Raw genomic sequence first — 18569 nt, forward strand, 5'->3', positions numbered from 1 at the left:
CACCCGCTTGGTTCCCCACGGGCTTGCGCCGATTTTTACTCCGCCGCCTAGCCCGCCGTAGCGTGGCCGAATATGGCGGGAAACCCGCGGGCAACGCCGGTGTCGACTGTAACGGTCGCGCTCATGCCGGTGCGCAACGCCATCTTGGCGTCGGCATCGGTCAGTTCCAGGCGCACCGGAATGCGCTGCGTGACCTTGACCCAGTTGCCAGTGGCATTCTGGGCCGGCAGCAGGGAAAATTCGGCTCCCGTGCCGGCGCCGATCGCCTTGACCGTCGCCTCGAAAGTTCTGCCCGGATAGGTGTCGACCATGATCTCGGCCTTCTGGCCGGGCTTCATGTGGGTCAGCTGGGTTTCCTTGAAATTGGCGTCGATCCAGGTGTCGCCGGTCTCGACCAGCGAAAACAGCGGTGTGCCGGAGCCGACATACTGACCGACCTTGAACGACGAGGCCTGGCTGACGACGCCGTCGGCCGGCGCCTTGACGGTGGTCTGCGCCAGATCGTAGGCCGCCTTGTCGCGCGCGGCGAGCGCGGCCATCACGGTCGGGTGCTTGTCGGTCTCGATGTCTGGATTGCCGCCAAGGGCTGCCTTGGCGCTGATGATGCCTTGCCCGGCAACGGCCAGCTGCTGCTTTGCCTTGTCGAGATCGTTCTTGGCCTGGTCGAGCGACGACTTGGCGTTGATGCCCTTCTGGGCAAGGTCGGCGGCACGGTCGAACTGGGACTGGGCGAAGTCGACCTCACTGGCATCGGACCTTTGCTGTGCCATCGACTGGCCATAGGCCGCGCGCAGCTGCTCGACATTGAGACGCGCGCCCGCCACCGCCGCGTCGGCCTGGGCCAGCGCGATCCGGTAGGGCTCCGGGTCAATCGCAAACAGCACATCGCCCTGCTTGACCAGCTGGTTATCGGCGATGTCGACCTGAACGATGCGGCCTGCCGTGTCGGAAGCAATCGACACCTTGGCCTGCTGCAGATTGGCGTTCTCCGTCTCCTGGTAGCGGCCGCCGGTGACCCAGACGTAACCGCCGCCGATAGCCAGCGCCGCAGGCAGCGCAACCATCAGCAGGGAGCGGCCCAGCCGGCGCTTGTTCTTCACCGGCGCCGGGGCCGGCTGCATCGGAGGAGCAACCGCCACCGGGGCCGCGGCCGGCTGCGCCGGCGCGTCCACTTCCAGCTCGGTCACCTTCTCGTCTATCTTGGCTACCGCGTTCATGCTGCTGCGCCTTCTGTACTCTTCACTTTTTCAACGGACGGCGTCTCGTCGTCAGTCAGGTTGCGGACCATCGCCTCAAGTCCCTCGATCAGGACGCGACGGGCTTCCGGCTTCACGCCGACCAGCGATTCTTCGTAGACTTCTCCCGCGATGCTCTTGATCACCGCGTAGGCGTCGCTCGCCTTGGGCGTCAGGAAGATCATGCGGACGCGGCGATCGGCTGCGTCGGGACGACGCTCGATCCAGCCACCCTCCTCCATGCGGTCGACCAGGCGCGAAACGCTGATCGGCTCGATTTCAAGAAGTTCGGCCAGCCGCGCCTGCGCAACACCATCTTCCTTGGCAACGCGGACCAGAAGCCGCCATTGCGCCGAAGAAAGCCCCAAGCCACTGGCCCTCGCCTCGAAGCGCTTGCGCATCAGGCGCTGCACGTCGTGGATCAAGAAGCCCAATCTGTCTATGCCATCAGAAACCATGAGCGGCATATATAATAAGCGTGCTTATTATTCAAGATGCCGGGTTGCACCAGAAACCGGCAAATGTGCATGACGGCCGTGCTTCGCAATCATGGTTAGCGGGTGGTGAACGTCTGGTCGGTGGCCATGGCAGTCGGCATGACCGCATCCACCACATCAGGATGTGCGCGCTAGAGAGGCGCCGCTTCGTGCCGCTGGTCGAGTGTGACAGATTGATGTACAGCCGCTGTCAGGATCGGGGGATCAACGAAATGCCGACGCTTTACGCTCTCAAGCCTGCTTTCCAGGGAAGGCTGCGGCCACTGGTCAATCGGCTAGCGGCGATCGGGGTCACAGCAAACAGCATAACCATCCTTGCCGCCCTGATGTCGATCGCGGCCGGGACGTCCATCGCGATCTGGCATGAATGGCGCTCGCTGCTGCTGCTCGTTCCCGTCGTGATGTTCGTGCGAATGGCGCTGAACGCCGTCGATGGCATGCTGGCGCGGGAACACGGGCAGGCTTCGACGCTCGGCATGTATCTGAACGAGCTTTGCGACGTCGTTTCGGACCTTGCGCTGATCCTGCCGTTCGCCGTCTTTCCACAGTTCAGCCCATGGGGCGTCGTCGCCTTCGCCCTCACCGCTGTGCTGACCGAATTCGCCGGCGTGCTCGGCATCGCTGCCGGGATCGGGCGTAATTATGCCGGGCCGTTCGGCAAGAGCGACAGGGCGCTGGCGCTGGGCGTGGTCGCAGTGTTGTGCGCCGCCGGGCTCTGGCCGGCTTCCATCGCGCCGCTTGTGTTTCCGGCCATGGCAACGCTTTCACTGTTGACCGCCATAAACCGGATACGCGCTGGCCTTATTGGCAGCGCCAGCTAAGCATCGAGGCTTCGCCATGCCGCCCGAGGGAGAGACCATGATGCACGAACCGATCGCCGCGGAAAGCCTTGAGCGGCAAGCGCAAGAGCGTGTCTTCCGCAGCCATGACGGGACGGAGATCTTCTACCGCTTCTGGCCGGCAGCTTCCGCCAATGCCAAGGGCGCGGTCGTGCTCTTCCACCGCGGCCACGAGCACGGCGGTCGCATGGCCCATCTCGTCGACGAATTGCAGATGCCTGACCACGCCTTCTATGCCTGGGATGCCCGCGGCAATGGCCGCTCGTCCGGCGAGCGCGGCTATGCCCCTTCCTTCTCGGCCCTGGTGCGCGACATCGACTGTTTCATGCGCGAGATCGCCGCCCGGGATGGCTTCGCCACGCAGGATATTGCACTGATCGCGCAATCCTTCGGCGCCGTGCTCGCCGCCGCCTGGGTGCACGACTATGCACCGAAGCTGCGTGCCATGGTGCTGGCTTCACCAGCCTTTTCGGTCAAGCTCTACGTGCCCTTCGCCAAGGAAGGCATCGCGTTCTGGCAGAACATCAAAGGCCGCTTCTTCGTCAATTCCTACGTCAAGGCGAAGTTCCTGACCCACGATCCCGTGCGCATTGCGTCCTTCGAGAGCGATCCGCTGATCACGCGGCCGATCGCCTCCAACATCCTGGTCGAACTCTACCAGCACGCAGCACGCATCGTTGCGGACGCCCGCGCCATCACCGTGCCGACGCAGCTTCTGCTTTCCGGTAGCGACTGGGTGGTGCGCCACGGCCCGCAGCACGCGTTTTTCGTCAATCTCGGCAGCCGCACAAAGGAACGCCACGTGTTGCCGGGTTTCTTCCACGACACGCTGGGCGAACGCGACCGGGCGCAGGCCCTCGACCTGATCCGGCCGTTCCTGGAAAAGCAGTTCGCGTCGCCGGATGCGCCTGTCGACCTGAAGCAGGCTGATATCGCCGGGTACACGCGCGATGAGGCCGACAGGCTTGCGTCGCCGCTCGACCTCTTATCGCCGAAGGGCCTCTATTGGGCATTCAGCCGTGCCTCCATCCGCATGGGCGCCTGGGTCTCGTCGGGCATGAAGGCGGGCGTCACCACCGGCTTCGATTCCGGCTCGACGCTGGATTACGTTTACGAAAACGACGCGCGCGGTCTTACGCCGCTTGGCCGCTTCGTCGACCGCATCTTCCTGGAAGCCATCGGCTGGCGCGGCATCCGCCAGCGCAAGCTGCATCTCGAAGAGCTGATCGGCTCTTGCCTGGCGACGCTCAAGGCCACTGGACGGCCAGCGCACATTCTCGACATCGCCGCCGGCCATGGCCGCTATGTTCTCGACGCCATCGTGAAGAGCCCCGACCAGCCGGCGAGCGTGCGCCTGCAGGATTACTCCGACCTCAATGTCCAGCTTGGCCGCAAGTTGATTGCCGAGCGGCAATTGCCGGCGAGCGTCTCGTTCCAGCGCGCGGACGCTTTCGATGCCGACATGCTCGCCTCGATCGATCCGGCGCCCGACCTCGCCATCGTTTCCGGCCTCTACGAACTGTTCTCGGACAACGCGATGATCGCCCGCTCGCTCGGTGGATTGGCCAGCGCCATGCAGCCGGGGAGCCTGTTGCTCTACACCAACCAGCCCTGGCATCCGCAGATCGAGATGATCGCCCGCAGCCTGACCTCGCATCGCGGCGGCCAGGCCTGGGTGATGCGCCGGCGCACGCAAGGCGAGATGGACCAGCTCGTCGAAGCCGCCGGTTTCGACAAGCTCGAGCAGCGCATCGACCAATGGGGAATCTTCACCGTCTCGGTCGCACGGCGCCGCTGAACAGGATGGCGTCATCGCTTGCATCCACGGTGCGCGCAGAACCTTATGGCCGGGTGGTCGTCAGGGCAGCCCTTTGGCTGGCCTTCCTAGCGCCGTTCTTCTACCTCAGCTACGGCTTCGCCAACTGGCTGTCGTCGCGGCGCGACGACGTCGGCAGCATCGTGTTCGCCTGGGAGCACAGCATCCCCTTCCTCGCCTGGACCATCGTGCCCTACTGGTCGATCAACCTGTTCTACGGCCTGTCGCTGCTGCTCAACGACAGCAGGCAAGGGGTCGACCGCCTGGCCGGGCGCTATCTCACCGCGCAGATCGTCGCCGTTGCCTGTTTCATCCTGTTCCCGCTAACGCTGACGTTCGTGCGGCCTGCAACGAGCGGCCTGCCGGGCTTCCTGTTTGCCGTGCTTGGCGGTTTCGACAAACCGTTCAACCAGGCGCCCTCGCTGCACATCGCCCTGCTGGTGATCATCTGGGATCACTGGCGCCACCGGCTCGGCGGCCTTCTCCTGCCGCTCTGGCATGGCTGGTGCTTCCTGATCGGCGCCTCGGTGCTGACGACCTGGCAACATCATTTCATCGACATCCCGACGGGCGCGCTGCTGGGGTTCTTCGCCCTGTGGCTGTTTCCGCGCGCCGGCGAGTTGCCGTTTTCAGGCGCCCGGCTGACCAGCGATACCAAGGCGCGTCGGTTGGCGCTGTTCTATGCGCTGGGCGCCGTCCTTGCGCTGGGCGGAGCCGCGCTTGGCGCCTTCTTTTTCGCCACGGCACTCATCCTGCTTTGGCCGGCATTGGCGCTGGCCATCGTCGCCTTCGGCTATGCCGGGGCCGGCGCAAAGGTGTTCCAAAAAACTGCGGAAGGTCATGTGTCCCTGGCAAGCCGCGTCCTGCTTTGGCCCTACCGGCTGGGCGCTGGGGTGAATGCCGCGATTTGGACGCGTAAGCTCCCGCCGTTCGTGGCCGTCAGTGACGGTGTCTTTCTCGGCCGCTTTCCGACGGCAAGCGAGGCCAGCGGCTTCGGCACAGTGATCGACCTCGCCGCCGAACTTGAAAAGCCGGCGGCCGCAGATTGCCGCTGGATCAGCTTTCCGATGATCGACCTGTTGCCGCCGCCCGTGACGATGCTTGAGCAGGCAGCCAGTGCGCTGGAGAGCGCGCGCCGCGGCGGTACGGTGCTGGTCTGCTGCGCGCTCGGTTTCCAGCGCAGCGCCGGCGTTGTCGCCGAGTGGCTGGTGGCAACCGGTAGGGCCGGGACGCCGAAGCTTGCCCGCGAGATGCTGATGGCGACCGGCCGGCCAGTTCATCTTGCCGAGGCCGCGGAGCAGGCGGCGTCATGACGGGCAATGCCGACCAGGAACGGGCCGATCGCTTTGCCCGCATGCTGATGAAGCAAGCCGCATGGCCGGCTGCGACTGTGGTGGCCGCAAATATTCTTGCGCCTTTGGCTGCTTCGACGCGCGGCGCCTTCGAGACCTTGCCTGCGGCCATTGCGCTGTCGGCCACAGCCGCGAGCGCGGTTGCCGTGCTGGCGCTGTCGGCGCTTCTGGTGTTCGACGCGCTGTTGTTCCGGCTGATGACCAGCCACGACGAGGCTTCCGGTGGCGCCGCGGTGGATGACATACTGGCGCGCATGCGCCTGAAAACTTCGCCCTCCACGACACGCCCGCTCGACGACCGCATGGCCGGCACCCGTCGCTTGCTGTTCAAGCAGCGCGCCGCGCTGGCCCTGTTTGCCGCAACGCTTCTGGCGGCGGGGTTTTGGGCGCCGCGATGAGCAAGCTTTCGCTCACGACCTTCACCTTGCTGCAGACGGTAACCTCCGTCGGCCTGTCGGCGCTGGCCTGGGTTGTGACCGGGGTGCGTCCGATCTGGAATGGCAGCCTGCCGTCCGACCGGCAGCGCATCTATTTCGCCAATCACACCAGCCACGGAGACTTCATCCTGCTGTCGGCCTGCCTGAGCGAGAAAGAGCGCGCGGTCACCCACGCGGTTGCCGCCGGAGAGTACTGGGGAAAGTCGCGGCTGCGACGCTTCATCGCCGAGGACATGCTGTCGTCGGTGCTCATCAACCGGCAATGGACGAGACCTGAAGAAAACCCGATCGAAATCATGTTGTCCGTTCTCGACCAGGGCCATTCGCTGATCCTGTTTCCCGAGGGCACCCGCAACATGACCGAGGAGCCGTTGCTGGCCTTCCGCTCGGGGCTCTACAATCTTTCGATGGCACAGCCTGAGGTCGAGCTGATCCCCTGCTGGATCGAGAACATGTCGCGCGTGCTGCCCAAGGGCCAGTTCCTGCCGGTGCCGCTGCTGTGCCGCGTCGTCTTCGGCGCACCGGTGGCGGTGGCTCCGGGCGAAGAACGCCGCGCCTTTCTCGAGCGCGCCCACGCCACGCTTCTGGCGCTCAACCCGCGCCCCGAGCGAGACGATTGATGCGCCACGAAATCTCCATTCTGATCATCGGCCTGCTGGCGGTGCTGACCACCGCCAGCATCGTCGCCGCCATACTTTCGGCGCGGGCGCCGAAGCCGCTCAGTTCAACGCTGGTCAACCTCACCCAGCGCATCAACGCCTGGTGGGTGATGGTGGTGTTGATAACGGTCGCCTTCTTCTTCGGCCGCGACGGCATGACCATCCTGTTCGCGCTGATTTCGTTTGCGGCGCTGCGCGAATTCGTGACGTTGACGCATACAAGCCGCAGCGACCATTGGGTGCTGCTCGGCATGTTCGGCATCATCATACCGTTTCAATACTGGCTGGTGTGGACCGCCTGGTACGGGCTCTTCGTCATCTTCATTCCGGTCTACTGCTTCCTGCTGATGCCGGCCATCACCGCGCTGCATGGCGACACCGAACGGTTTCTCGAGCGGATCGCCGCCCAGCAATGGGCGGTGATGATCTCGGTCTATTGCGTCAGCCACGTTCCGGCGCTGCTAACCCTCAATGTGCCAGGCTTCGAAGGCCGCAACCTGTTGCTGATCGCCTTCCTGATCATCGTCGTGCAAGGCAGCGACGTGCTGCAATACATCTTCGGCAAGCTGTTCGGGAAACACCGCTTCTCACCGAACGTCTCGCCTTCGAAAACCTGGGAGGGCCTGATTGGCGGCCTGGTGTCGGCGAGCCTGCTCGGCGCGCTGTTGTCGTTCGTGACGCCGTTCTCGCAGCTGCAGGCGGCAGCCGTGGCTTTCGTCGCCTGCTCGATGGGTTTTCTGGGTGGACTGGTCGCCTCGGCCATCAAGCGCGACCAGGGCGTCAAGGACTGGGGCCATCTGATCGAAGGTCATGGCGGCATGATGGACCGCACCGACAGCCTGGTCTTCGCTGCCCCGGTCTTCTTTCACATCGTGCGCTATTTCTGGACGGTGTGAGCGCCTGTTTGGAAACTCTACGCTGGGTCGACTGAGCGCCAGATGCTTGACGGCGTAGATGCGGCAGTCTCTTGTCCCGACAGGCTCGGCCGGCAAAAGAGGTGCCACATGGAAAAGATCATACTGGACTGCGACCCTGGGCATGATGACGCAATCGCCATCCTGCTGGCGGCAGGCAATCCACGGATCGATCTCCTCGGCATCACCACGGTGTCGGGCAACCACAATGTCGAAAACACCACGCGCAATGCCCTTTCGGTATGCACCGCCTACGGCATCAAGGTGCCGGTGGCCAAAGGCTCTCCCGGCCCGCTCCTCATCGATCAGGTGCTGGCCATCGAGATCCACGGCGAAACCGGGCTTGATGGCCCTGTGCTGCCGCCCGCCTCGTTCGAGCTCGACAAGCGCCATGCCGTCGACTTCATCATCGACACGGTCATGGCGCATGAGCCGAAGACGATCACGCTGGTGCCGGTCGGTCCGTACACCAACATTGCACTTGCCGTGCGCAAGGACCCCCGCATCGTCGAGCGGGTGAAGCGCGTCGTCGCGATGGGGGGAAGCTATACCAGAGGCAACATAACGCCCGCGGCTGAGTTCAACGTCTATGCCGACCCGGAAGCCGCCGATGTGGTGTTCCGGGCCAACTGGGACGTCACCATGGTGGGGCTCGATCTCACGCACCAGGCGCTGGCCACCAAAGGACTTCAGGACAGGGTGCGCGCCGTCGGCGGCCCGATGGCCAAGTTCATCCTCGATATCTGGGAGTTCATTGCGACCACGCATGGGGGCCTCCTGCAGATCGAGTATCCTGCCATCCATGACGCGTGCTGCGTCGCGGCGATGATCGACCCGACCGTCTTCACCACCGAGAAGGCCGACATCCGCGTCGAGCTTGCCGGCCGGTGGACCAAGGGCATGACGGTCTGCAATTTCGAGAAGATGGGTGGCATGCGCCATTTCGGCGGCACGGCGAGCGAGCAGGTCGGCTTCCGCCACACCGTTGCGATGAAGCTCGACCATCAAAAATTCTGCGACTTGATTGTGGATGCGCTGGAGCGGCTGAACAGGCAGAAGGGGTGACACACCCCTCCTCCGGATAGTCGTCGTAGCGATATCGCTATCTTCGCCCGTGACGGCACGCGCCCGTGTGATCCAGCGAACTCTTACCCACCGCGATTAGAGCCGGTCGACTTGCCGGTGAGGGTTGCGAACGCGCGCAGGGCGGGGTCTGGACCCCGCCCTGGACAGTCTACAAGAGCTTACTTGCCGGCGAGCTGCTTGGCGTTCTCCGCCGTGATCGCAGTCGTTTCCACCGTCACCGTCGAATCCACCGACGTGGCACAATCGAGCAGGATCTTCTTCGACATCTCGATCGCTTCCTTGGCACCGGTCGGATAGGTGAAGGTCGCGGCCCAGTCGCCTTTCGCCACCGCCTCGATGCCGCCGGCAGGTCCCGGCAAGCCGTCGGTGCCAATGATCTTGACGTCCTTGCCGGCACCCTTGGCAGCGAGCAGCGCGCCGGCCGCCATCATGTCGTTCGAGGCATAAAGCACCTTGATGTCGGGGTGCGCCTGCAGCATGGCCGAGAAGGCGGTCTGAGCTTTGTCCGGCACCCAGTCTGCCGCCTGCTCGGCGACGACCTGGATCTTGGCATTCTCCTTGACGCCATCCTTGAAGCCGTTCAGCCGTTCGACCGCGGGCGTGGAGCTTGGCAGTCCTTCGAGCACGGCTGCTTCGCCACCATCGGGCAGCAAGGTCTTGGCGGTATACTTACCCGCCTCGAGCGCGATCTTGTAATTGTCGCCGCCGATGAAAGCGGTGTAGTCCTTGCCGGGATCGCCGACCGTCTTGCGATCGAGTTCGATGACCGGGATGCCGGCATCCATGGCGCGTTTGACCGCCGGCGTCAGCGGTGCCGCCTCGAAGGGCGAGATCAGCAGCAAATCGACCTTCTGGGTGATGAAATTGTCGACCTGCGAGGTCTGCGTGTTGACGTTGCCGGCGCCGTCGGCGATCTGCAGCGTGAAGCCCGGCACTTCCTTGGCCGCCGCGGTCAGCTCGTCATTGACGTGCTGACGATAGGGTTCGGCATTGTTGGCTTGCGAAAAGCCGATGATGAACTGGCCGTCCTTGGCGCAGGCCTTGACCATCGGGTCGGCAGCATGGGCGGCTCCCGCGATGCACAGGCCAGCGCCTGCCAGAAGCACGGTCTTGAGGGCACGCCTTTGTCTTGTGGTTTTCATACTCACTCTCCTCCTCGTCGGGCCGGGGCCAGACCTTGGTTGACTTCGACTTCCTGCCGCCAACCTCCTAACGACCCAAACCCTCGCGGCGACGAACGAGGGATTGAAGCACTGCCGCCAGCACGATGATCGCGGCGGTCGCGAGCAGCTGCATGGCGGGGGTGATGTTGTTGAGCTGAAGGATGTTGGCGAGCGCGCCGAGCATAATGGTGCCGGCGACGGTGCCGACCATCGAGCCGGCGCCGCCGAACAGGCTGGTGCCGCCGATGACCACGGCGGCAATCGCGGTAAGCTCGTAGCCCATGCCGTCATTGGCACTGCCAAAATTGAACTGGCCAGCATGCACAATGCCGGCAAGTGCGGCGGCAAAGCCGGTGATGGCGTAGACCGATATCTTGACCATCGACACCGGCACGCCGGAAATACGCGCCGCGCGCTCGTTGCCGCCGACGGCAAAGACATAGCGGCCGAAACGTGTGGTGTTGAGCACGATCGTGGCGATCGCGGCAAAGACGATGAACACGATCGTCGCCACAGGCACGGTGTTGTCGAACAGCCGCTCACCCAGCACCGCGAACACCGGTGGCGCCAGCCCCGGCCCGTCGCCATAGGAAATGTTGATGTACTGATTGCCCGACACGACCAGCGCCAGTCCGCGCGCCGCCTGCAGGCCGGCGAGCGTCACGATGAACGGCTCGAGCCGGAAGCGGCTGGAGATGGTGCCCTGGATGACGCCGAAGACGATGCCCATGACGAGCACCGCGAGGATGGTGGGGATGAGCCCGAAGCCGCCCGAGATCATCATCGATGCCGTGACGACGCTGGAGAGCCCGAGCACAGCGCCGACAGAAAGGTCGATGCCGGCGGTGATGATGACGAAGGTCATGCCAATGGCGATGATGCCGGTCTCGGACACGGCGCGAACGATGTTGGCGATGTTGTCGGGATTGAGGAACAGGATTTCGCCATGCCGCCGCGGCGAGAAGATGATGCCGCCGATGGCCACGACGACGAGGCCGATCAGGCTCTGGAAGCGCACCACCAAGGCTAGCGGATCGCGATGCACCGGTGCTGCGGCCACCGGGCCGCTTGCCGCCGAAATCTTCTGCTCAGACATCAGGCCTCCCTGCCATTTGCCGCGTCAAGCACCGTGTGCTCGTCGACGCCGCCGATGAATTCCGCCACGTTGCGCCCTTGGCGCAGCACCACGATGCGGTCGCACAGGCCGATCAGCTCCGGCATCTCGCTGGAAGCGACCAGGATGCCGAGGCCCTGTGCAGCCAGTTGCCGCAGCCGTGTGTAGATCTCACCCTTGGCGCCGACATCGACGCCGCGCGTCGGTTCGTCGAGCAGCAGCAGCCGGGGATTGCCGAGGATCTCCTTGGCGAGCACCACCTTCTGCTGATTGCCGCCCGAAAGCGCGCCGACGGCGATGTCGGGATTCTTCGGCCTGATATCGAACTGGCCGAAGGACTGCTTCACCGCGTCCGCCTGCCGGCGCGCCGACATCAGCCCGAAGGGTGAGATGCGCCGGATCACCGACATGACCAGGTTGAGGCCCACCGCCATCCTCAGCATCAGACCGCTGCCGCGCCGATCGTCGGTGACGAAGGCGATGCCGGCGTCGCGTGCGGCCTTGATGGAATCGAGCTTTACCGGGCGGCCGTCGACCGCGACATCACCTTCCCAGCGGCCTGTAAGGCCGGTGCCGTAGAGCGCGCTCAAGAGCTCGGTACGCCCTGCCCCCATGATGCCGGCCAACCCGACGATCTCACCCGCCTTGACGTCGAGTGAGATGCCTGTCGGCGGCTGCCATCCAGCGCTTTCATGGGCGAGCCTGAAGCTCGCATTGCGCAGGCTGAGCAGCGTCTTGCCAGCCTCCCTGGCGCGCTCGGGATAAAGCTCATCCAGCGGTCGCCCGACCAGAAGGCGCACCAGCTCGGCCTGCGGCGCATGCGGCTCGGTGACGCCGGCGACGCGACCGTCGCGCATCACCGTAACCCGGTCGGCGATCTGCGGCACCTCTTCCAGGCGATGCGAGATATAGACGATGCCGACGCCGCTGGCGGCGAGCTTGCGCATGATGTCGAACAGCCTTTCGACCTCGCCCACCGTCAGTGCTGCCGTCGGCTCGTCCATGATCAGCACGCGCGAGGCGTAGGAAAGCGCCTTGACGATCGCCACCACCTGGCGCTGGCCGATCGAAAGGTTCGCAACCATACTGGCGGGATCGATGGCAAGCTCTATGGCTTCGAGCCGCTTGCGGGCCTCGCTGCGCATCGCCGGCACGTCGAGGAAGCCGCCCGGCCGCATCAGTTCGCGGCCGAGGAAGAGGTTGGCCGCCACGTCGAGCGTTGGCACCAGGTCGAGCTCCTGAAAAATGGTGGCGATGCCGGCCGCCTGCGCTTCACGCGGGTTGTTGAAGCGCACTGGCTTGCCGTCGATCTGGATGGTGCCCTCGTCCGGCGCATAGACACCCGACAACAGGTTCATGAGGGTCGACTTGCCGGCGCCGTTTTCGCCGAGCAGCGCGTGGATCTCGCCGGGTTTGAGGTCGAAGTCGACGCCACGCAGCGCCTGGACGCCGCCAAAGCGCTTGACCGCGCCGGTGACCGACAGCAGTGGCGCACTCATGCCGGCCTCGCGCAGGATTGACGGACCTGCAGAGTGGCCTGCAGCCGCACCGCTTGCGGCTCCAAACCGGTGGATGCGATGCGGGCGCAGAGCAAGGCAGCCGCCTGCCGTCCGATCTCGGTACAGGGCTGGGCGACAAGCGTCAGGCGCGGCTCGAAGCAGTCCGCCCATTCGAAATCGTCGAAGCCGGCAAGCGAAAGGTCCGCCGGGATCGAAAGGCCTCGTTCGCGGATCGCCCGCACCGCTCCGATCGTCGTCATGTTGTTGCCGGTGACCAATGCCGTAGGCGGCGAAGGCAATGACAGGATTGCGTGGGTCGATGCCGTTGCGCTCGCCGTGTCGACGTTCTCCGGCGAGACATAGTGCGGCAGGCACTCGAGTCCATTGGCGGCCAGCGACCCGCGAAAAGCGTCGATGCGTTCGCGCGTCGTCGCCAGATCCGGCTGGCCGGCGATGTAGCCGATGCGCTTGTGGCCGAAGGAGGCGACGTGATCGATCAGCGCGCGCATCGACGACTGGTTCTCGACGCCGATCTGGTCGAATCGGTCGTCGGCGAAGCGGTCGATGAGCACGCAGGGCAGTTTCTTCTCCGCCAGATAGTCGATGGCCCGTTGCGGCGCGCCCGACGGCGCCAGGATGACGCCGTCGACCCGCCGCTGGTGGAAGGCGCGCACCACCGAAAGCTCGCGGTCGGGATCCTCCTGCGTGTCAGAGAGGAAGACCATGAGGCCAAGGCGTGCGCATTCGGCCTCCACCGCGCAGATGATGTCGGTGAAATAGGGGTTGGAAATCGCCGAGATCGCCAGGCCCACGCTGTTGGTCGAGGCTACTTTCAACGATCGCGCCAGCTCGTTGGGCTGATAACCCATGGCGGCGATCGCATCATTGATGAGCTGCGCCTTCTGCGGCGAGACAAAGCGGGTGCGGTTGATAACATGCGAAACGGTCGAAACCGACACGCCGGCGCGGCGCGCGACCTCAGCCATTGTCGGCATGGTGACTCAAACGGAGTGCTGGCAAGCGCTCCTCCCTGATGATGCGTTCCAGTCCGCTCTCATTGGTCTTGGCGGATTTTCGGAAACCATAGGACCATCGAAACGTTTGCGCAATCGCTTCGATAGCCTTTTCCGGCCCAATTCTCGTCGCCCCCAAAAGATGGGCGTCTTGCAGGATCGGCCGATCACCTTCGTTTCGATTTTGCTCGATGCGCATTCGATGAAACTGACCGGGGTATCCCTTGGCGCTGTCAAGCGACGCTCTTCCGAGGCTTGTCCGCTCAAGGCAACAGCGCCGTTCCGCCGTGTCGCGATCCTTGCCGCGCCGATAGCTCCAGGCGGTGGCAGTGCCCGCGCAAGCAGACGACCAACTCAACCAAACATCGGAAAATTTTCAGAAACGAATCGGGATTTTTCGGCCCCGAAATCGCAAGACCATGCGGCTGGCGAAAAAGTCCGCACTGTTCAAGGAGAAGAAGAATGAGCATGTCGAAGACCAAGGTCCTCATTGCCGGCGCCGGGCCGACCGGGCTGACGCTCGCGCTCTGGTTGACGCGGCTCGGCGTGCCGATCCGCATCTTCGACAAGGCGTCCGGCCCCGGCGAAACCTCGCGTGCGCTGGCCGTCCAGGCACGTACGCTGGAGTTCCATCGCCAGATCGGCATCGTCGAGGACGTGCTCGCCGCCGGCGTGCGGATCGAACAGCTCACCGTGCACACGCCTGCCGGCATAGCAGCCAGGCTGCCGCTGGCCGACTTCGGCCGCGGCATCAGCCCCTACCCGTTCGCTTTCGCGTTGCCGCAGGACATCCACGAGCGCGTGCTGATCACGCACCTGGAACGTGCCGGCATCAAGGTCGAGCGCGACACGGAGCTGGTCGCCTTCGAGGACAAGGGCGATGCTGTCGTCGTTACCTTGAATAGGGACGGCCGCACTGAAACGGTCAGTGCCGCCTACCTGGTCGGTTGCGATGGCGCTCGCAGCGCCGTGCGCCACGGGCTGAACATCGGCTTTCCCGGCGGCACCTACGAACAGTCTTTCTACGTCGCCGACGTCGACGGTCGTGGCGACGTCACACGCAATGGCATGGACACTGTCATCAGCGCCTATGGCTTCGCCATCGTCATGCCGGTCCGGCAATCGGGCTCCCTGCGCCTGATCGGCATCGTGCCGAAAGCGCATGAGGCCGACGAGTCGATCACCTTCGAGACGATCCGCGCCGATGTCGAGCGTGACACCGGCGTCAAGGTTCATCAGGTCAACTGGTTCTCGACCTACCGCGTGCATCATCGAGTCGCCGAGAATTTCCGCATCGGCCGGGTATTCCTCGCCGGCGATGCCGGCCACATCCACAGCCCGGCCGGCGGCCAGGGCATGAATACCGGCATGGGCGATGCGGTTAACCTCGCCTGGAAACTGGCCGCCGTGGTTCAGGGGCGCGCCGACCAGCGCCTGCTCGACAGCTACGAGCCGGAGCGCATCGCCTTCGCCCGCAAGCTGATCGACAGCACCGACCAGGCGTTTCGGGTCGCCACCAGCCGCTCGCGGCTGGTCGGGCTGTTCCGCCGCTACCTGATGCCGAAGATCCTGCGCATAGCGCTCGGGACGACGGCGGGATCGCGCGCGTTTTTCGGGCTGATTTCGCAGACCCGCATCCGCTACCGCGAAAGTCCGATCAGCAGCGGCAAGGCCGGTAAGATCGAGGGTGGCGACCGCCTGCCCTATATCGCCGGCACCAGGGACGACGATTTCGAGCCGCTGCGTTCGCTGGATTGGCAGGTGCATGTCTATGGAGAACTCAATGCCGAGTTCCGGGCGATGCTTGCGCCCGCCGGTATCCCAATCCATGCCTTCGCCTGGTCGGACACGGCCAAGGCCGCTGGCCTGCAGCGCGACGGCGCCTATCTGGTGAGGCCGGACGGCCATGTCGCGCTGGCCTCGCCGGTCCAGGAGGCAGCGTCCTTCCAGCGGTACATTGCAGGCCTCGCCATTAGGCCGAGGATCGCCGAGCGCGCGCCCTATCGCATCTCGGGCACCATGCACAGCCTGGCTTGAATGCGCCAACCCAACGGCGGCGCATTCGCACGTACTGAAAGACGTTTCATCATGACCAAAATCAGGAGAGAGAAAATGCCTATAGAATCCGTGAATAAAATCAGCTTGATCGCCACGGCGGCCGCAATTGGCCTCGCCGTAGAGATCATCGGCAGCACCCTGCCGGCGCTGTCATTCGTCAGCCAGGCCGAAGCGCGTATCGGTCAGCCCTGGACGCCCCGCAGTGCCGCAGGCGTTGCGCGGCGGACCACAGCATGGCGCGTGCTGAGACACACCACGGCTTGGGTCGCCACACTGCCGACAGGCTGCGTGCGCACCAAGGTCAACGGCTTCGATGTCTGGCGTTGCGGCGGCACATACTACCGTGCCTATCAGGGCCGCTATATCGTGGTGGTCGTCGATTGACCGGTCTCGGACGTGGTCTCGCCGAGGGCGAGGCTGACGCCTTCCGCGAGATGCTCGGCGTCGACCTTGTTCTCGAATGGTACGCCGCGCAGAGCATAGTCGATCGGCGAAAACGGATCGCCCTCCTCGATGAGGGCGATCTGCCGCCGCGCCCGTTCCATGTCGCCTATCTGGGCATAGCAGGCCGCCAGCCTGGTGCGTATCCAGGGTGCCGGACGCGTGGCTAGCTCCAGCGCCTCCGCCGCCTGCCGGTATTCCCCCATCATGTAGAGCGCCAGAGCCCGGTCAAACTGGTACCAGTGCGGGTGCAAGGGATCGATGCGGATGCCGCGCGCGAGCCACGTCAGTGCATCGAGCGGCCGGCCGCGCATGGTGAGCAGCATGCCCATCTGCTCGATGCAGTCGGCATCGTAGGGATTGAGCTGCAGCGCGATACGCATGTGATGCTCGGCCGCTTCATGGTCGCGCATATACAGCCTGATCAATGACTGCACACGATGGCCGGTCGGCTGGTCCGGCGACAATGCCAGGCCCTTGTCGGCGAGATCGCGCGCATTTTCGAGCACTGCGTCGCTGGCGCGTCCGAATTCCCCATCCAATGCCTTGGTCAGAGCAAGGTAGGTGTAGGCCAGTCCATAGTTCGGATCCTTGGCGATTGCCGCCTCGAACATTGCCTCCGCACCTTTCTGGTCGGTCTGAGCGGGATCGCGCAACAGCGCAAAGCCACGCAACGCCAGTTCATAAGCCGCCAGGCTGGTGACCGGCTTGCGCGATGCCTGTTGCAGCCCTGCATTGGTGACCCGCGTGACCAGCCTGCCGACGATCTGCTCGACGACCTCCTGCTCGATGGCGAACAGGCCTGTGCCCTGCGACTGGTAGCGGTCGCCCCAGAGTTGGCTCGCAGTCGCGATGTCGATCAGGTTCACTGCGGTTATGACTTGTTCGCCTTGGCGTCGCAGCGATCCTTCGACAAGATAGTCGGCGCCGATGCGGGCGCGGATTTGAGACCACTCGTCGCGTCCGAAGGAGGCGAACGAAAAACTCGAATTGCGGGCGAGCACCGTGACCGTCCCAAAGCGCGCCAGGCCGTTGATGATATCCTCGGCAAAGCCGTCGACCACCGCCTCGTCGGTCGGATCACCGCTGTCGTTGCGAAAGCGTATCACGGCCACGACCGGCTGCGCCCCGATCTCCGGCGCAGTCTCGGCTTCGGCGGCGAGCATATAGCCGCGCTTGGATACAGTACGCACCATGTCATCGCCGAGCACCTTGCGGATTTCGCGGATCGACTGGGTCAGCGAATCCTCGGTGACGTAGACACCCGGCCATACGACATCCATCAGTTCCGATTTCGGAACGACGCGGCCCATGTTGCGGGCAAGGTGCGAAAGCAGCGCGTAGGCCTTCGGGCGCAGGAACAGCGACTCGTTGACGCCACGCAACGTTCCCCTGTCCAGGTCGAGAGTGTATCCGCCGAACCGGAAAAGCTGACCGGCAGTCGCCGTCGTCATTGGGACCCCTCCCCGGACACTGCACATCATGCCGCGTCGAACCCACATCAATACGGCACGGGATTTGGTGCATTATTGCCCAGTGCGCAATTTCAATCAAACTGGCCGCTTGGAGAGACAGCAAGATGATCTGGCCAACGCGGGAAGGAAGTCGATGAATCCGACGGAAAAAGCGCTGTGGTTCGTCGAGAGCCATCTGCCCGAAGCGGTCTCGCTCGACGATATCGCCCAAAGCAGTGGCGTGTCGCGCTTTCATGTGACGCGGGCTTTCGGGGCCGCCACCGGCCGCTCGGTGATGGGCTACATGCGCGCACGCCGGCTGACCGAAGCGGCGCGCAAGCTGGCTGGCGGGGCGCCCGACATCCTCTCGCTCGCGCTCGATGCCGGCTACAACTCGCATGAGGCGTTCACCCGCGCCTTCCGCGACCAGTTCGGCACCACGCCGGAACTGGTGCGCGCGCAAGGCACGCTCGACAACCTCAACCTCGTGGAGCCGATCCTGATGGACCAGTCCTTCCTTCCCAACCTCGAACCGCCACGCTTCGAAACCAGCCGGCCGTTCCTGATCGCCGGCCTCGGCGAACGCTACAGCTGCGAATCGAGCGCCGCCATTCCCATGCTGTGGCAACGCTTCGGCCCCTATATCGGCAACATTCCGGGCGAGACCGGCGACGTCGCCTACGGCGTCTGCGTCAACGGCGACGATGCCGGCAATTTCGACTACGTCGCCGGCGTCGAAGTGTCGGATTTTTCCGACCTGCCGAAGGAGCTCAGCCGGGTACGCGTACCGGCGCAGAAATATGCCGTCTTTGCCCATCGCGAGCACATCTCGACCATCCGCCGGACCGTCAACACGATCTGGAACAAATGGCTGCCGGCCTCCGGCCACGAGATCGCGGATGCTCCCGAATTCGAGCGCTACGGCCCCGAATTCGATCCGCGCAGCGGCAATGGCGGGCTGGAGATCTGGATACCGGTCAAGGCGTAGTCGT

Annotated in this window: 18 protein-coding genes; 11 read left to right on the forward strand and 7 right to left on the reverse strand. The window is 64.3% G+C overall.

The features are described 5' to 3' along the window. Positions 1-47: 47 nt before the first annotated feature. Positions 48-1217 carry an HlyD family secretion protein gene (locus CGZ66_RS17955; protein WP_095086031.1) on the reverse strand — a complete coding sequence of 390 codons (1170 nt, stop codon included), beginning with the start codon at positions 1215-1217 and terminating at the stop codon, positions 48-50. Beyond that, positions 1214-1693 (reverse strand): MarR family winged helix-turn-helix transcriptional regulator, encoded by a 480-nt coding sequence (locus CGZ66_RS17960; RefSeq protein ID WP_095086704.1) that lies wholly within the window; start codon positions 1691-1693, stop codon positions 1214-1216. The genes CGZ66_RS17955 and CGZ66_RS17960 overlap by 4 nt, the downstream gene beginning before the upstream one ends. Positions 1694-1944: 251 nt before the next feature. On the opposite strand from CGZ66_RS17960, the gene CGZ66_RS17965 reads away from it, so the two are divergent. The 7 genes from CGZ66_RS17965 (at position 1945) to CGZ66_RS17995 (ending at position 8814) form a co-directional block, all read left to right on the forward strand. Then, positions 1945-2553: a CDP-alcohol phosphatidyltransferase family protein gene (locus tag CGZ66_RS17965; RefSeq protein WP_095086707.1), complete on the forward strand. Its 609-nt coding sequence runs from the start codon at positions 1945-1947 to the stop codon at positions 2551-2553. A 37-nt stretch (positions 2554-2590) separates the two neighbouring features. Continuing rightward, complete coding sequence (locus CGZ66_RS17970) at positions 2591-4369, forward strand: bifunctional alpha/beta hydrolase/class I SAM-dependent methyltransferase (RefSeq protein ID WP_167392155.1); 1779 nt, start codon at positions 2591-2593, stop codon at positions 4367-4369. Between the two features lie 5 nt (positions 4370-4374). Next, a complete protein-coding gene (locus CGZ66_RS17975) occupies positions 4375-5700 on the forward strand; it encodes a phosphatase PAP2/dual specificity phosphatase family protein (RefSeq protein ID WP_095086710.1) in 1326 nt (441 codons plus the stop codon). Continuing rightward, the gene (locus tag CGZ66_RS17980) at positions 5697-6137 is read left to right on the forward strand and encodes a hypothetical protein (RefSeq protein ID WP_095086036.1); all 441 of its coding nucleotides are present in this window, start codon (positions 5697-5699) and stop codon (positions 6135-6137) included. The genes CGZ66_RS17975 and CGZ66_RS17980 overlap by 4 nt, the downstream gene beginning before the upstream one ends. Next, positions 6134-6796, forward strand: coding sequence for a lysophospholipid acyltransferase family protein (locus CGZ66_RS17985; RefSeq protein WP_095086713.1), 663 nt, complete (start codon positions 6134-6136; stop codon positions 6794-6796). The genes CGZ66_RS17980 and CGZ66_RS17985 overlap by 4 nt, the downstream gene beginning before the upstream one ends. Beyond that, positions 6796-7731 carry a phosphatidate cytidylyltransferase gene (locus tag CGZ66_RS17990; protein ID WP_095086039.1) on the forward strand — a complete coding sequence of 312 codons (936 nt, stop codon included), beginning with the start codon at positions 6796-6798 and terminating at the stop codon, positions 7729-7731. The genes CGZ66_RS17985 and CGZ66_RS17990 overlap by 1 nt, the downstream gene beginning before the upstream one ends. Positions 7732-7839: 108 nt before the next feature. Further along, on the forward strand, positions 7840-8814 hold the full coding sequence (locus CGZ66_RS17995; RefSeq protein WP_095086042.1) for a nucleoside hydrolase: 975 nt from the start codon (positions 7840-7842) through the stop codon (positions 8812-8814). A gap of 179 nt (positions 8815-8993) precedes the next feature. Here the strand turns inward: CGZ66_RS17995 and CGZ66_RS18000 are convergent, their stop codons facing one another. From CGZ66_RS18000 to CGZ66_RS18015, 4 genes are all read right to left on the reverse strand, one after another. Further along, complete coding sequence (locus CGZ66_RS18000) at positions 8994-9977, reverse strand: substrate-binding domain-containing protein (protein WP_095086045.1); 984 nt, start codon at positions 9975-9977, stop codon at positions 8994-8996. 67 nt (positions 9978-10044) lie between these two features. Then, positions 10045-11094 (reverse strand): ABC transporter permease, encoded by a 1050-nt coding sequence (locus CGZ66_RS18005; protein WP_095086048.1) that lies wholly within the window; start codon positions 11092-11094, stop codon positions 10045-10047. Then, complete coding sequence (locus CGZ66_RS18010; RefSeq protein WP_095086051.1) at positions 11094-12611, reverse strand: sugar ABC transporter ATP-binding protein; 1518 nt, start codon at positions 12609-12611, stop codon at positions 11094-11096. Before CGZ66_RS18010 ends, CGZ66_RS18005 begins: the two co-directional genes overlap by 1 nt. After that, the gene (locus CGZ66_RS18015; RefSeq protein WP_095086054.1) at positions 12608-13606 is read right to left on the reverse strand and encodes a LacI family DNA-binding transcriptional regulator; all 999 of its coding nucleotides are present in this window, start codon (positions 13604-13606) and stop codon (positions 12608-12610) included. The genes CGZ66_RS18010 and CGZ66_RS18015 overlap by 4 nt, the downstream gene beginning before the upstream one ends. On the opposite strand from CGZ66_RS18015, the gene CGZ66_RS39195 reads away from it, so the two are divergent. The 3 genes from CGZ66_RS39195 (at position 13605) to CGZ66_RS18030 (ending at position 16066) form a co-directional block, all read left to right on the forward strand. Then, a complete protein-coding gene (locus tag CGZ66_RS39195; protein WP_143748783.1) occupies positions 13605-14090 on the forward strand; it encodes a hypothetical protein in 486 nt (161 codons plus the stop codon). The two genes, CGZ66_RS18015 and CGZ66_RS39195, sit on opposite strands and share 2 nt — an antisense overlap. Continuing rightward, positions 14087-15661, forward strand: a complete 1575-nt coding sequence (locus tag CGZ66_RS18025; protein ID WP_206073725.1) for an FAD-dependent monooxygenase — start codon at positions 14087-14089, stop codon at positions 15659-15661. The genes CGZ66_RS39195 and CGZ66_RS18025 overlap by 4 nt, the downstream gene beginning before the upstream one ends. A gap of 75 nt (positions 15662-15736) precedes the next feature. Then, on the forward strand, positions 15737-16066 hold the full coding sequence (locus CGZ66_RS18030; RefSeq protein WP_095086719.1) for a hypothetical protein: 330 nt from the start codon (positions 15737-15739) through the stop codon (positions 16064-16066). Here the strand turns inward: CGZ66_RS18030 and CGZ66_RS18035 are convergent. After that, positions 16042-17577 (reverse strand): winged helix-turn-helix domain-containing tetratricopeptide repeat protein, encoded by a 1536-nt coding sequence (locus CGZ66_RS18035; RefSeq protein WP_095086061.1) that lies wholly within the window; start codon positions 17575-17577, stop codon positions 16042-16044. The two genes, CGZ66_RS18030 and CGZ66_RS18035, sit on opposite strands and share 25 nt — an antisense overlap. A gap of 154 nt (positions 17578-17731) precedes the next feature. On the opposite strand from CGZ66_RS18035, the gene CGZ66_RS18040 reads away from it, so the two are divergent. Further along, the gene (locus tag CGZ66_RS18040) at positions 17732-18565 is read left to right on the forward strand and encodes an AraC family transcriptional regulator (protein WP_095086723.1); all 834 of its coding nucleotides are present in this window, start codon (positions 17732-17734) and stop codon (positions 18563-18565) included. The last annotated feature ends 4 nt before the right edge of the window (positions 18566-18569 follow it).

It is taken from the genome of Mesorhizobium sophorae, from assembly GCF_002270415.1.
Taxonomy (GTDB): domain Bacteria; phylum Pseudomonadota; class Alphaproteobacteria; order Rhizobiales; family Rhizobiaceae; genus Mesorhizobium; species Mesorhizobium sophorae.

What these genes read in the sequence shown, in the direction of transcription:
- CGZ66_RS17985 (WP_095086713.1), top strand. Translation starts at nt 6,134, where the DNA reads ATGAGCAAGCTTTCGCTCACGACCTTCACCTTGCTGCAGACGGTAACC.
- CGZ66_RS18005 (WP_095086048.1), bottom strand. Translation starts at nt 11,094, where the DNA reads ATGTCTGAGCAGAAGATTTCGGCGGCAAGCGGCCCGGTGGCCGCAGCA.
- CGZ66_RS17975 (WP_095086710.1), top strand. Translation starts at nt 4,375, where the DNA reads ATGGCGTCATCGCTTGCATCCACGGTGCGCGCAGAACCTTATGGCCGG.
- CGZ66_RS18040 (WP_095086723.1), top strand. Translation starts at nt 17,732, where the DNA reads ATGAATCCGACGGAAAAAGCGCTGTGGTTCGTCGAGAGCCATCTGCCC.
- CGZ66_RS17965 (WP_095086707.1), top strand. Translation starts at nt 1,945, where the DNA reads ATGCCGACGCTTTACGCTCTCAAGCCTGCTTTCCAGGGAAGGCTGCGG.
- CGZ66_RS17960 (WP_095086704.1), bottom strand. Translation starts at nt 1,693, where the DNA reads ATGGTTTCTGATGGCATAGACAGATTGGGCTTCTTGATCCACGACGTG.
- CGZ66_RS17955 (WP_095086031.1), bottom strand. Translation starts at nt 1,217, where the DNA reads ATGAACGCGGTAGCCAAGATAGACGAGAAGGTGACCGAGCTGGAAGTG.
- CGZ66_RS17980 (WP_095086036.1), top strand. Translation starts at nt 5,697, where the DNA reads ATGACGGGCAATGCCGACCAGGAACGGGCCGATCGCTTTGCCCGCATG.
- CGZ66_RS39195 (WP_143748783.1), top strand. Translation starts at nt 13,605, where the DNA reads ATGGTGACTCAAACGGAGTGCTGGCAAGCGCTCCTCCCTGATGATGCG.
- CGZ66_RS17995 (WP_095086042.1), top strand. Translation starts at nt 7,840, where the DNA reads ATGGAAAAGATCATACTGGACTGCGACCCTGGGCATGATGACGCAATC.
- CGZ66_RS18035 (WP_095086061.1), bottom strand. Translation starts at nt 17,577, where the DNA reads ATGACGACGGCGACTGCCGGTCAGCTTTTCCGGTTCGGCGGATACACT.
- CGZ66_RS18025 (WP_206073725.1), top strand. Translation starts at nt 14,087, where the DNA reads ATGAGCATGTCGAAGACCAAGGTCCTCATTGCCGGCGCCGGGCCGACC.
- CGZ66_RS17990 (WP_095086039.1), top strand. Translation starts at nt 6,796, where the DNA reads ATGCGCCACGAAATCTCCATTCTGATCATCGGCCTGCTGGCGGTGCTG.
- CGZ66_RS18030 (WP_095086719.1), top strand. Translation starts at nt 15,737, where the DNA reads ATGCCTATAGAATCCGTGAATAAAATCAGCTTGATCGCCACGGCGGCC.
- CGZ66_RS17970 (WP_167392155.1), top strand. Translation starts at nt 2,591, where the DNA reads ATGATGCACGAACCGATCGCCGCGGAAAGCCTTGAGCGGCAAGCGCAA.
- CGZ66_RS18000 (WP_095086045.1), bottom strand. Translation starts at nt 9,977, where the DNA reads ATGAAAACCACAAGACAAAGGCGTGCCCTCAAGACCGTGCTTCTGGCA.
- CGZ66_RS18015 (WP_095086054.1), bottom strand. Translation starts at nt 13,606, where the DNA reads ATGCCGACAATGGCTGAGGTCGCGCGCCGCGCCGGCGTGTCGGTTTCG.
- CGZ66_RS18010 (WP_095086051.1), bottom strand. Translation starts at nt 12,611, where the DNA reads ATGAGTGCGCCACTGCTGTCGGTCACCGGCGCGGTCAAGCGCTTTGGC.